Source organism: Flavobacterium selenitireducens, assembly GCF_014748335.1.
Lineage (GTDB): Bacteria > Bacteroidota > Bacteroidia > Flavobacteriales > Flavobacteriaceae > Flavobacterium > Flavobacterium selenitireducens.
This window is the reverse complement of the sequence record NZ_JAAVIY010000005.1, coordinates 234,978-248,397: the sequence shown is the minus strand read 5'-3', so window position 1 is coordinate 248,397 and position 13,420 is coordinate 234,978. Positions and strand designations below refer to the sequence as shown.

At 46.5% G+C, this 13,420-nt stretch carries 11 protein-coding genes; 10 read left to right on the top strand and 1 reads right to left on the bottom strand.

The window, feature by feature from the left end; genetic code table 11:
- Nucleotides 1-857 precede the first annotated feature (857 nt).
- Nucleotides 858-1,091, bottom strand: a complete 234-nt coding sequence (locus tag HC229_RS10265) for a hypothetical protein (protein WP_191020390.1) — start codon at nucleotides 1,089-1,091, stop codon at nucleotides 858-860.
- 236 nt (nucleotides 1,092-1,327) lie between these two features.
- On the opposite strand from HC229_RS10265, the gene HC229_RS10260 reads away from it, so the two are divergent.
- From HC229_RS10260 to HC229_RS10215, 10 genes are all read left to right on the top strand, one after another.
- Complete coding sequence (locus tag HC229_RS10260; RefSeq protein WP_191020389.1) at nucleotides 1,328-1,891, top strand: RNA polymerase sigma factor; 564 nt, start codon at nucleotides 1,328-1,330, stop codon at nucleotides 1,889-1,891.
- Nucleotides 1,875-2,537 (top strand): hypothetical protein, encoded by a 663-nt coding sequence (locus HC229_RS10255; protein WP_191020388.1) that lies wholly within the window; start codon nucleotides 1,875-1,877, stop codon nucleotides 2,535-2,537. Before HC229_RS10260 ends, HC229_RS10255 begins: the two co-directional genes overlap by 17 nt.
- 28 nt (nucleotides 2,538-2,565) lie before the next feature.
- Nucleotides 2,566-3,690 carry a hypothetical protein gene (locus tag HC229_RS10250; protein WP_191020387.1) on the top strand — a complete coding sequence of 375 codons (1,125 nt, stop codon included), beginning with the start codon at nucleotides 2,566-2,568 and terminating at the stop codon, nucleotides 3,688-3,690.
- Between the two features lie 692 nt (nucleotides 3,691-4,382).
- Nucleotides 4,383-6,335: a threonine--tRNA ligase gene (gene thrS, locus HC229_RS10245; protein WP_191020386.1), complete on the top strand. Its 1,953-nt coding sequence runs from the start codon at nucleotides 4,383-4,385 to the stop codon at nucleotides 6,333-6,335.
- Between the two features lie 48 nt (nucleotides 6,336-6,383).
- Nucleotides 6,384-6,935: a translation initiation factor IF-3 gene (infC, locus tag HC229_RS10240; RefSeq protein WP_191020398.1), complete on the top strand. Its 552-nt coding sequence runs from the start codon at nucleotides 6,384-6,386 to the stop codon at nucleotides 6,933-6,935.
- 101 nt (nucleotides 6,936-7,036) lie between these two features.
- Nucleotides 7,037-7,234 carry a 50S ribosomal protein L35 gene (gene rpmI / locus HC229_RS10235; protein ID WP_176007463.1) on the top strand — a complete coding sequence of 66 codons (198 nt, stop codon included), beginning with the start codon at nucleotides 7,037-7,039 and terminating at the stop codon, nucleotides 7,232-7,234.
- A 165-nt stretch (nucleotides 7,235-7,399) separates the two neighbouring features.
- Nucleotides 7,400-7,744 carry a 50S ribosomal protein L20 gene (gene rplT, locus HC229_RS10230; protein ID WP_191020385.1) on the top strand — a complete coding sequence of 115 codons (345 nt, stop codon included), beginning with the start codon at nucleotides 7,400-7,402 and terminating at the stop codon, nucleotides 7,742-7,744.
- 754 nt (nucleotides 7,745-8,498) lie between these two features.
- Nucleotides 8,499-10,007 (top strand): GNAT family N-acetyltransferase, encoded by a 1,509-nt coding sequence (locus HC229_RS10225; RefSeq protein ID WP_191020384.1) that lies wholly within the window; start codon nucleotides 8,499-8,501, stop codon nucleotides 10,005-10,007.
- Between the two features lie 51 nt (nucleotides 10,008-10,058).
- Nucleotides 10,059-11,744 (top strand): S41 family peptidase, encoded by a 1,686-nt coding sequence (locus HC229_RS16720; protein ID WP_191020383.1) that lies wholly within the window; start codon nucleotides 10,059-10,061, stop codon nucleotides 11,742-11,744.
- A 126-nt stretch (nucleotides 11,745-11,870) separates the two neighbouring features.
- Nucleotides 11,871-13,394, top strand: a complete 1,524-nt coding sequence (locus HC229_RS10215) for a DUF4394 domain-containing protein (RefSeq protein ID WP_191020382.1) — start codon at nucleotides 11,871-11,873, stop codon at nucleotides 13,392-13,394.
- The last annotated feature ends 26 nt before the right edge of the window (nucleotides 13,395-13,420 follow it).

Sequence of the window (13,420 nt, the reverse complement as noted above, 5' to 3'; positions counted from 1 at the left end):
GCCGCTAGCGTTCATCCTGAGCCAGGATCAAACTCTTCATCGTATATTTTAATAACTTACGACTTCAAGCCTTACTCAGTATAATTCAAAAGAAACACGCTATTGTTTCTCCTTACTCTCTGCTTACTTCAGAATCACTCCTGAAGTGCTGTCAATCCAATATGTCTATGAACTTGTCAATCTCTTTTCTTTCGCTTGTGTCTCAAAGCGGGTGCAAAAGTACAACTTGTTTTTAAATTGCCAAGCTTTTTGAGAAAAATATTTTGATCTTTTTTCCTGCCGCCCGGCACATCAATAATAAAGGAACTTTAAACACATCCGACCCTTTCAAACCGGACGGCAAAGATAAAAAGTCTTTTCGTCTCCGACAAAACTTTTTTTCACTTTTTTTTGCCCCTTATTACCTCAGTATGTCGATGAACTTCGCTGTCAATGCGGGTGCAAAAGTAGCCGCTTTTTTCGCATTTACAAGTTTTAAATGTGGAAATTTTGCAAGTTTTTTCGCGATAATCCGTAACGTTTAGATAACGAAAGCGTTACGTTTGGAAAATTTTTCGTTAGATGAAACCCATCTTCAAACTTTTCTTCAAAAATCTAGTGTCAGTTGTTCCTCTTCTTTACTGCCAGTGCCGGAAAAAACGAAATCGGTCACTACATCGTATTGCATACGGGAGTAATTAAACCGTCGCAAACTGACGCGGTCCCAGTCAAACAACAAATGCGGGACTGCCGTAAAATGATCTGGCGACGACCATTTCATTTGGCGACAGCTGTCGGGCGATACTCATATGCGGATCGTTCGACCTCTTGGACGCCGAAATCGGAATGCATCCGATGGAACACTTGCATCAAGTACTTTATATATAAGGTAGCGTCAACATCGGGCGCCAGGAAAAAAGTTCCATTCGGATATTCCCAAAATGATTGAACCGCATCGGCAAATGTGCGACTTGACCGCAGAACAGTTGCACGGCCTTAATCCGGAGTGCCAGTTCGGTCTCGTCGCATCGAAAAACATTGAACGTGATATGCGCATCGGAATTGACGCTACCAAACCGCTTTCCGATGGCCGTGCGTAATTCCTGTTTCATGTCTCTTACCCTACCTATTATAAGGAGGCGGAAAAATAGCAACTGAGTATTGTTGCATAAGACAAAGATACGGCAGTGGTTTCGACCTGACCGCGTTCGGCGGCGCCATGAACTAATCGGTTCATTCGTCGTTTGAAATTGACGTAGGAATGGCTGATATCCGAAAAAATAAAAAATATAAATCCCAGGCAACTTCTACATTTGCATTTCCGTCTATGGCTTAGAAACCGAACCTAATGAAGATCATTACGCTGTACGAATCTGAAGAGACGCTTATCAAAAAGGCGCTCAAACGCGATGCGAAGGCCGAGGAGAAGCTCTTCAAGCGACACGCCCCGAGAATGCTTAGCGTCTGCCGCAATTACATTTCGGACCTGCATTATGCAGAAGACGTCATGATTACGGGATTCACCAAAGTTTTTGACAACCTGCAACGCTTCCGTTTCGAAGGTAGTTTTGAAGGTTGGATACGACGCATCATGGTAAGGGAAGCCATCGATTTTTTGAGGAGCCGAAAGCAAATGCAGTTTACTGAAGTCGAGGAAGCTCATTTTATAAGCATTGATGCGGATCCTGATGATTTCGATACGGACGCGCTCCAGATGATGATCGACTCCCTTCCAGACGGATACCGAACCGTTCTCGTCATGTATGCGGTAGAAGGCTACAGCCACAAAGAGATTGCTTCAATCCTCGGCGTTTCCGAGAGCACGTCCAAAACACAGCTTTTCAAAGCACGCAAACTATTGCAGAACCAATTGTCAAACCAAAAAACCACAGCGCATGGACAAGAATTTTGAGAAAGAGCTGGGACGCAAACTCAACGAACGCGCGATAACGCCATCGGGAAACGCCTGGGAACGCGTGAACTTGCAGCGGGAACGTCAACCAAAAAAAAATACTGCGATTTATTGGATTGCCGCTGTGCTAATTTTGGGATTAGGCACTACGTTGTTGTTCAATGCGGGCCGTCAAGCGGAAATTACGCATGAGGTTGTGGAGGTTAAAAAGATCGAACTTGAGACCCGATCGACAAAAACTACCCTGGAAATCATCGAGCCGATGGAAGTCGCAACCAGACCGTCGGACACGGAGCCCAAAATGATTGAACAGGTTCCTTCGACAACGGCAGAGCCGAAACAAGGCGTCCAGGAAACGTTGACGATCGCTTCCGCAGAGTTGACCCGCTCGCCTGCCGATAAAAAAATTACTTCAAAAATCCCCCTGACTTTAGAATCGGCAAAAAAAACCGATCCCAACGACGTTGACCTCCTCATCGAGATCGCCCGTAAGGAAATTGCCGCCGGTCGCGGACTATCCAAACCAACTGATGCAAACGCGCTTTTGAAAGCGAGTGAATCAGAGCTCGACGAAAGCTTTAGAAGCGGCATCATTGAAAATGTCTTCAAGCAGAAACGTATCCGGGTAGCATTCGGAAACAATTAAATAATCATCCACTAAAATTTCAATCATCATGAAAAAAATCATTTTCGCCTTATTGGCGACAGGCCTTGTCATGCCTTGCCTGAACGCCCAAAACATCCCACAGCACCTAAATGAACCCGTTCTCGATTCTGTGGCTTTAAAACATGCCGAGGCGAGAAAAGCGAATCGTCTCAAAGACCTCAACGAAGAGAAAGAGCGCGTGGAAAAACAGGAAAAGTTTAAGCTCAAGCAAACGATCGCGCATATTAACACTCGTCTTGAGAAAAAGGAAATCTCGGTCGAAGAAGCCCAAAAACTCAAGGAAGACGCAGCGAAGGAAGCCGCGCTCAACATCGACAACAAAATAGCGATCATAGAGAACCAACTTCAATTGGCAGAACGCACCAACAGCAACTGGACGTTTCAATACGAACGAAGTTCGACACTTGAGCTAGGCCTGGGCAACTCCTATGACGACAACGGCAGTTTCCTGTTGGGTTTCGGATACGAAAACAACAGCAAAAAAGTCCAATACGACAAGCGCACCTACACGGACATTGTTGTGGCAGGCGGGATCAACAACGCCATTTCCGGCGACCGCTCACTAAAGGATTCACCATATAAAATCTGGAAAAGCGGATTCGCCGAACTAGGTTTTACCTTCCGGACGCGCCTGCTGAAAGATTCCAATTTTTGGCGTCTCGCCTACGGAACCGCTCTCCAAATCCATTCTTTTGAACTCACAGGCAATCGCATTTTTGCGGTAGACGGCGACCAAACTTTCTATCAGCCGTTTGAGCATAATTTGAAATACCAAAAGCTGCGCATAACCAACCTAGTGTTCCCGGCTTATCTCGAATTCGGAAACTCAAAAAAACTGGAATATTATGATCGCGTGCGCTACTCCACGGTCAATAACTGGAAATTCGGCATTGGAGGTTACGCCGGTCTGAACATCTGGAATAACCAAACGTTGCGCTACAAGGTCGACGGTCGCAAGCGGGACGAAAGCTACAGGAATTCATTCAATGTCAGCAATTTCATCTACGGAGTCGGTGCCTACGCCGGTTTTGGCCCGACGGCGCTTTATGTGACATACGACCTCAATCCTTTGTTCAAGAACGGCCTCCAAAAGGAAAACGTATTGTCCGTAGGCCTGCGTATCGACCTTTGATATTTGGGCGTTCCCTTCAACAAAAAGCAGCTTTGAGGGCTGCTTTTTTGTTACGGGCCAGGCTGTCGGCCTCGCTTTTTGCTTTACGGCCTAACAGGTCGCGACGCCTCGCGGGTTTCAAGCAAAAGAGCTCAGACAACGCCTCCATCCTTAACGCAGCCTAAACCGAAGTAAGATCCTTGCAAGTCTACAGCCGCTTCAATACACTATTTCAAAGACCTTGATTCGATGCACCAAATTCTTTCAATTTATGTTTGGTCACGATCGGTCAGGTTTCAACCGCGAGTAAACTGAAGCGCGTTCGGTTGCCACCGTCGGACGTGATCGTGAACAATGCAAATTTGGCGAATGCAGAACAAATTATCCGACCATTAAACACTTACTGTCGTTTGTAAGCGTTTGTAAACGTTTGTAATCATTTGTAGTCATTTATAAACGTTTGTTGTCGGATAAACCAAAATCTTTTCCGGAAATTTGACAAACAAGCGAAAATCGAATAATGGCGCTTAAGCGATATCAAAAGAACTAAATGAATGAAAACACGTTCCGCTCCAGCGCCGGAACATGAGCAACAATCAGCGCGAATACAATAAATCCCAATCGAATGGACGCCCATCTCAGCCCAAAACATTATTAATTATTAATTACTAATTGTTAATTGTCAACTATATTTGCATTTCTAATTTTAAAGCATGATCAAGATAACATTGCCCGACGGCTCGGTAAAAGAGTTTGAAAGTGGCGCAACTCCGATGGATGTCGCCAAAAGCATAAGCGAAGGTTTGGCCCGGAACGTAATTTCGGCCGCATTTAACGGCACGACCGTAGAGACCGAAACGCCGCTTACCACCGACGGTTCTTTGGTTCTTTATACGTGGAACGACAAGGACGGCAAAAAAGCGTTCTGGCATTCCACTTCCCACGTTCTGGCGCAAGCACTCCAGGAAATCTATCAAGGCGTCAAACTGACGATTGGGCCTGCAATAGAGAATGGGTTTTACTATGATGTCGATTTTGGAGACATCAAAATTTCGGATGCCGATTTCAAAGCCATCGAAGACAAAATGCTCGAGATCGCGCGCGGCAAATTCGAATTCACGATGCGTTCAGCTTCCAAGGCAGATGCGCTGGCATTTTATCAGAAAGAAAACAATCCATATAAGGTAGAATTGATCGAAAACCTCGAAGACGGCACGATTACCTTCTGCGACCATTCGACGTTCACCGATCTTTGCCGAGGCGGACACATTCCGAACACAGGCATCATCAAAGCCGTCAAAATCATGTCGGTTGCGGGCGCTTATTGGAGAGGAGACGAAAAGAACAAGCAGTTGACGCGTGTTTACGGAATTTCATTCCCAAAACAAAAAGACCTTACCGATTACCTCGAACTTCTCGAAGAAGCGAAACGACGTGATCACCGCAAGCTCGGAAAAGAACTGGAATTGTTCGCATTTTCACCAAAAGTAGGGCAAGGTTTGCCGCTGTGGCTGCCAAAAGGTGCCGCTTTGCGCGATCGCCTTGAACAATTCTTGAGAAAAGCGCAGAAAAAAGCAGGTTACGAACAAGTCGTCACGCCTCATATCGGAATGAAGGATTTGTATGTGACTTCCGGTCATTACGCTAAATACGGAGCCGATTCGTTCCAGCCGATCCACACACCTGCCGAAGGTGAGGAATTTTTGCTGAAGCCGATGAACTGCCCGCACCACTGCGAGATTTACGCTGTAAAACCATGGTCGTACAAGGATTTGCCGAAGCGTTATGCGGAATTCGGGACGGTTTACCGATACGAGCAGTCAGGTGAGTTGCACGGGTTGACACGCGTTCGCGGATTTACCCAGGACGACGCCCATATTTTCTGTACGCCGGACCAGTTGGATGCCGAATTCAAGAACGTAATCGATTTGGTATTGTATGTTTTCGGATCTTTAGGGTTCGAGAATTTCACGGCCCAGGTTTCGGTTCGCGACCTCGACAATCCGGACAAGTACATCGGATCTGTCGAAAACTGGGAGAAAGCCGAGCAGGCGATCATCAACGCGGCACGCGACAAAGGCCTCAATTATGTGATCGAGTCCGGCGAGGCGGCATTTTACGGCCCGAAACTCGATTTTATGGTAAAAGATGCGCTGGGTCGGCAATGGCAATTAGGAACGATCCAGGTCGATTACAATCTGCCAGAGCGTTTCGATCTGACCTATAAAGGTTCCGACAACGAATTGCATCGTCCGGTAATGATCCACCGCGCGCCATTCGGGTCGATGGAGCGTTTTATCGCCATCCTTTTGGAGCACACGGCAGGAAACTTCCCACTTTGGCTGATGCCGGAGCAAGCTATCATTCTGTCTTTGAGTGAGAAATATGAAAATTATGCGAAAAAAGTTTTGGAATTGCTCGAAAATCACGAAATTCGCGCCCTAATTGACAACCGCAACGAGACGATCGGGAAGAAAATCCGTGAAGCCGAAACTAAAAAATTCCCTTTCATGCTCATCGTGGGCGAAGAAGAGGAAAAAAACGGGACGATCTCGGTGAGACGCCACGGACAGGAAGGCAAAGGCAACGTTACCGTTTCTATCGAAGAATTCGCACGCGTGGTCAACGAAGAAATCAGCACAACACTAAAAACGTTTGGAGCTTAACACTAAACTTTAAACAAAGTCTAACTTTAAACTTATAAAGCCATAGCAATAAGAAGTAACAACAGGGGCCCGGCCCGTGTAGAAAAAAAGGATGCCCACCGCATCAACCAGCACATTCGCGGCGTAAACGAAATACGCCTTATTCGCGATGGTGCCGAGCCGATAGTCGTCAAATTGACCGATGCCCTGCGCATGGCCGACGAACAAGAATTGGATTTGGTCGAAATTTCGCCAAATGCCGTTCCGCCGGTTTGCAAGATCATGGATTACAAGAAGTTCGTTTACGAGCAGAAAAAACGTGATAAAGCCCTGAAAGCAAAGTCTACGCAAGTGACGATCAAGGAAATACGTTTTGGACCTCAGACGGACGATCACGATTACGAATTCAAGCGCAAGAATGCAGAGAAGTTCCTTAAGGAAGGTTCGAAGGTAAAAGCTTTCGTTTTCTTTAAAGGACGTTCGATCATTTACAAGGATCAAGGGCAAATCTTGCTTTTGAAACTCGCTACCGACCTCGAAGAATGGGGAAAAGTAGAGGCCATGCCAGTGCTCGAAGGAAAGCGTATGATCATGTTTATTGCGCCGAAGAAAAAGAAGTAAATGCTTAAAGTTTTAAGTTTAAGGTGCTCGTTCGCGGCCAACTTTAACAGTAAACTTTAACGTTAAACAAAAAGTAAGTCAAACCACAATAATTAGGAATTATGCCTAAAATGAAAACCAAATCCAGCGCCAAGAAACGCTTTAAAGTGACCGGCTCTGGAAAAATCAAGAGGAAACACGCTTTCAAGAGCCACATCCTTACCAAGAAGTCTAAAAAGCGCAAGCTTGCTTTGACTCACTCAGCTTTGGTTCACAAAACTGACGAAAAAAGCGTAAAACAACAGTTGCGTCTTATTTAAGTTATTGGTTGACAGTTGATAGTTGACAAACGCCTAGTCTGACAATTGACAACCAACGCTGACAACTGACCAATTGTTCGGTTAAATTATTATATAACCCTGTATCGGGCTCACCAAGTTCCTTAGATTCAATTCAGGACGCCTGCTGCAAAAAACAAAAAAAGTATGCCAAGATCAGTAAACTCCGTAGCTAAAAGAGCTCGCAGAAAAAAAGTATTGAAGCAGGCCAAAGGTTTCTTTGGTCGTCGTAAGAACGTTTGGACAGTTGCCAAAAACGCTGTCGAAAAAGCAATGTTGTACGCATATCGCGACCGCAAAGCAAAAAAGAGAAACTTCCGTTCATTGTGGATCATGCGTATCAACGCCGGTGCCCGTTTGGAAGGAATGTCTTACTCACAGTTCATCGGATTGGTGAAGAAAAACAACATCGAATTGAACCGTAAAGTTCTTGCCGATCTTGCCATGAATCACCCAGAGGCTTTCAAAGCCATCGTGAACAAAGTAAAATAAACGTTTTTATAAATCGGAATGACTTACTCAAAATCCCGCTCGAAAGGCGGGATTTTTTTGTTTGAGTATCAAATACTACCGAGGTTTTTTTGACCAAATTCCATAGTTGCTTTACACCTTTCGCGATCCCGAACCTTGTTTGGAAACGAAAAGCCAAACAATCGAGTCCAACAGTTTGAAACCAACAATTTCATTACCTGATTTTGGGATTTGCTTTTTTGGAATCTCACAATTGGTTGTACCGATTCAAATTTCATCAACAATCGGACCCTGTGGGCGCCAGGATTCCGGCATTATCTTTTATTCGCGAATTCGCGGTTTAAATTTCGAAGGCGGGTCAGTCACACTCCTACTGCCAAAAAAAGAAATTCCTTAAACACTGATTTGCGTATTTATCCACTCGTCCAAAACCAAAAATCCTCCGCAAAAGAAACAGACAAACCGTGTGGTCAGTGAAAATCCGTATATCAATGCGAAAAAAAATCGGACAAAATAATCCGTAATTTCCGATTCGATTCAGCAAAAATAAACCCATCCAAAAATAAATTCCAACGGCACAAAACCTCAACGATCGTAATGTGAGACTCAGGTTTCGAACAAAAATCGAAATTAAAGGCATTTAAAATTTAATGCATCAAAACCAATTGAAGTTTAGTACTTGGAATTTATGTCAACAAAACGCTAAACTTCCCAACCCACTCGCCTGTTTCCAAAGATTTGCGTACCTTCTGAAAAACTAAGAAAACGCAACCCGATGAACATAGAAATCCGAAACCTGACCTTAGACGACTACCAAGATCTCAGCGACTCCATGCGTGAAGCTTACGACACTTTGGGCGGACAGGTTTGGAGCAAAGCCAGCATTGGGCGACTTCTCAAATTATTTCCCGAGGGCCAGCAATGCATTGCGGTTGACGATAAGGTTGTGGCCTGTGCCCTATCGATAATTGTCGACTACGACGAGTTCGGCGATAAGCACACCTACCGACTGATCACAGGCGATTATTCGTTTTCGACCCACGATCCAAAAGGCGATACGCTTTACGGAATAGAGATTTTCGTCCATCCCGAATATCGCGGATTGCGGCTTGGACGACGTCTGTACGAAGCACGCAAGCAATTGTGCGAAAACTTAAACCTCAAGAGCATTATCGCCGGCGGACGCATACCCGGATATCATCAGTACTCATCGGAACTTTCGCCCCGCCAATACATCGACAAGGTAAAAAGCAAAGAGATTTACGATTCGACGCTGACGTTCCAGATGGCCAACGATTTCCACGTCCGCAAAGTCCTCCAGAATTATCTTCCCGGCGATCACGAGTCAAAGGAATTTGCGACGCTTATCGAATGGAACAACATTTACTATCAGGGCATTCACGCTTCGGCGCGATCATCTATGAAAATCCGGCTCGGGCTCGTGCAATGGCAAATGCGGCTTTTCCCTGACATGGAAACGTTTTACGAGCAAGTGCGCTTTTTTATCGATGCCGTCAGCGGTTACCAATCGGACTTCATCATGTTTCCCGAATTGTTCAACACGCCTCTGCTCGAGCCTTACAACCATTTGCCCGAGACCGAAGCCATGCGCGAGCTAGCAACCAAGACCGCGGAAATCGTCGCGAAGATGCACGAGTATTCGCTCTCGTACAATGTCAACATCATCACCGGAAGCATGCCGCTGCTCGACAACGGGAAACTTTACAACGTTTCCTATCTCTGTCACCGCACGGGTAAAGTGGACGAGTTCCGCAAGATCCATATCACGCCGAACGAACAAAAATATTACGCGATGGTTGGAGGCGATAAGGTCGAAGTTTTCGACACGGATTGCGGAAAAGTCGGCATACTGATTTGCTACGACGTGGAATTCCCGGAACTGTCGCGATTGTACGCCCAGCAAGGCATGCAGATCCTGTTCGTCCCGTTTTTGACCGATACCCAAAACGGATATACCCGCGTTCGACATTGCGCCCAGGCACGCGCGATAGAAAACGAATGTTATGTCGCCATCGCGGGATGCGTCGGGAATTTGCCCAAAGTCAACAATATGGACATACAATTCGCCCAATCGGCAGTTTTCACGCCATCGGATTTTCAATTTCCGACAAACGGCATCAAAGCCGAAACTACTCCAAACACCGAAATGATGCTTATCGCCGACGTCGACCTGTCGCTGCTCGACGAACTTCATCACTACGGTTCGGTGCGCATCATGAAAGACCGCCGAACCGATTTGTATGAAACGCGTCTCCTAAAATAGCTTGTCGAGGAAAATTTAGGTAGCGACGTTTGGAATTGTAAAACAATTTCCGTGTCTTCGTTTCGTGATACGTGCCTGACCATACAATTCATGAAAAAACTCTTGACACTCGCGTTCCTTCTGGCATCGGCTTTCGGGTTGGCCCAAAACCTTACTGAAACCGACAAATTATACACCACGGCAAAGCTATGGGGCTTTCTCAAATACTACCATCCGGAGGTTGCGGGCGGCAAATTCGATTGGGACGCACAACTTTTCGACATCATCGAAAAAACGAAAACAATTTCAAATTCGGGCGATCTTTCGGCGGTTTACGACAAATGGCTCGACGGACTCGGGCCTGTAAAGCCCTGTAAAGCTTGCGCAAGACCTTCGTCCAAAAAATATCTTGACAAGAACTTCGATTTGTCGTGGACGCAGGATCCTACGCTTTTTTCGGAATCGGTTTCCCGTAAATTAAAGTCGATCGAACAAAACCGGTTTCTTGGAAAATCGCATTATTTCGGCGTGCACGATCCTGTCGGAAACGTAGAATTTAAAAACGAGAAGACATACGGAAGCGGCGTTTGGAACGATCGCAATTTGCGTCTGCTTTCGCTGATTCGATACTGGAACCAATTCGAGTACTTTTCCCCTAACAAATATTTGACCGACCAAAACTGGAACGACGTGCTGCGGGAGATGATCCCGAAATTCGACAACGCGAAAAGCGAACAGGAACTGCACCTCGCCATGCTCGAGCTTGTGACCAGAACGGACGACAGCCACGCCGGCATCACAACAGCTCAAGCAAACGCTTATTTCGGACATTATTGGATCGCCGCCGATTTCCGGATTATCGACGAAAAGGCGGTCATAACCTCGTTTCACGATGTAGAAAAAGCACAAAAAGATGATCTAAGGATTGGCGACGTCATCGAAAAAGTAAACGGTAAATCTATATCAGAAATAATGAAAGAGCGCGACCGTTATCTTCCGGCTTCAAATCCTGCAGTAAAGAAAAGACGGCGTTATGCATTCCTCAACGGTCCGGACGATTCGGCGACGATTGTTTTTTCGAGGAACGGGCAAAGTGCCGAAAAGACGGTAAAACGTTACTTATCGGACGACTTAAAAGATCCGGTAAAGACCGATCCGAAGTGGAAAATTCTCAATAACAATATCGGATATGTCGACATGGGAAGACTTGAAATAAAAGAGATCGACGCCATGTGGGATATGCTCAAAGCAACGAGCGCGATTATTTTTGATATACGGAATTATCCGAAAGGAACCGTCTATGCGATCGGGGCAAAACTTTTCGGGCGTGAGGATTTCGTCACCTTTACGCAACCGGATCCAGACTATCCCGGAAAATTTTACTGGAACAAAATATTGTCTATCGGCAAGAACGGAAATGATAAATTCAAAGGAAAAGTTATTCTGCTGGTCAACGAAATGACGCAAAGCCACGGAGAGTTTACCGTCATGGGATTGCAATGCGCGCCAAACGCCATTACAATCGGCAGCCAGACTGCCGGAGCCGACGGGAATGTCAGCGATGCGATCTTCCCTGACGGGACAAGCACTTACATAACCGGGCTCGGTGTCTATTATCCGGACGGCACCCAAACCCAGCGAACCGGCGTAAAAATCGACATCGAAGTCCAACCGACTGTTTCGGGCATTGCCGAAGGGCGCGACGAAATTCTTGAAAAAGCGATCAAAACCGCGTCGGAAAAACCGATCAAAAATTAAAATAACATTAGAATATCAGCCTTTAACGTAAATAGCTAAAAAAAACGCAATATTCTTAAAACCAAAACCCATCGTTGCTCGTAGTTAGAAACTGTAATGAATCAGTAACTCAAACACAGCAACCACATGAAAAAAATTCTTCGATCCCTGTTTTGCCTCGGCGCCGTTTTCTCGGCCGCAACTTTTACGAGCTGCAACAATGATGACGATGGCGGCAACACTACCAATCCGCCTGTCCAAAAACCCAATCTCGAGTTTTACGGACTCACGACGTCCAACAGCCTGGTGAAATACAACGCCAACAATTCCGCAACCGCGATCAGCACGATGCCGGTTACCGGGCTTCAGGCCAGTGAAAACCTGCTTGCTATCGATTTCCGTCCGGGAACAGGACAATTGTACGGATTGGGAAGCACCAACCAACTGTATATCATCAACACCTCGTCAGGAGCCGCGACCGCCGTGGGAGCGCCTTTTACGCCAGCTGTTTCAGGTAGCATGGTAGGATTTGACTTCAATCCGACGGTAGACCGCATCCGACTGGTTACCTCGAGCGGACAGAATTTGCGCCTTCACCCTGAAACGGGAGCCGTTGCCGCCACAGATGGCAATCTCAATCCGGGATCGCCAAACGTAGGATCGGCAGCTTATACGAACAATATGGCCGGCGCTTCTTTTACCGAACTTTTCGTGATCGACTTTAGCACGAAGATGTTGTACAAACAAGATCCGCCGAACGACGGTGACCTTACCGGGATCGGAAATCTTGACCTGACCGGCAATGTCTCTGCCGACGGAGGATTCGACATCGCACCGTCCGGAAGCGTGGCACTTGCAAATTTTACGACGGCCGGCATGGATCATCTCTACCAAATCAACTTGACGACTGGCAAAGCGACCGATTTGGGTATGCTCTCGACCTCTATCATCGGGATTGCCATCCCAACTTCGCCTGTGGCCTATGCCGTAGATGGCTCCAACAACCTGCACACCTTCAACTTTATGTCGCCGGGAACGCCGGTCAGCAAAGCGATAACGGGTCTTCAACCGTCCGAAAGCGTAGTCGGTATCGACATGCGTCCCGTAACCGGACAATTGTTCGCTTTGGGAAGCACAGGACGTCTTTACGTCATCAATACCGCCACGGGAGCGAGCACAATGGTAGGCGCTGGTCCGGTAGCTACGCTCGTAGGCACTGATTTCGGATTTGATTTCAATCCCTTTGTGGATAAAATCCGTATCGTGAGCGACACCGGCCAAAATCTACGCGTCAATCCGGTGGACGGCAGTTTAGTTGCCACAGACGGCAATTTGAATCCGGGTACGCCGACCATAACGGCCGCGGCTTACACCAACAGTTATCCGGGAACCGCCTCTACGGTTCTATACGACATCGATTCGGCTACCGACATGTTGTACAAACAAGATCCGCCTAACGCAGGAACATTGACTGCAATCGGCTCACTCGGCATAGACGTCATGGACACCAATGGTTTCGACATCGGAGGAAATTCGAATACAGCTTATGCTATCCTTACCGTAGGAACGACCAACAAAATCTATTCTATAAACCTTTCGAACGGCTCGGCCACTGCGATCGCGGATTTCCCTGCATCGGTCAACGGTTTTGCCGTCGGATTAGGATTCTAAACCCATTATTTCCCAATGAAGAACCC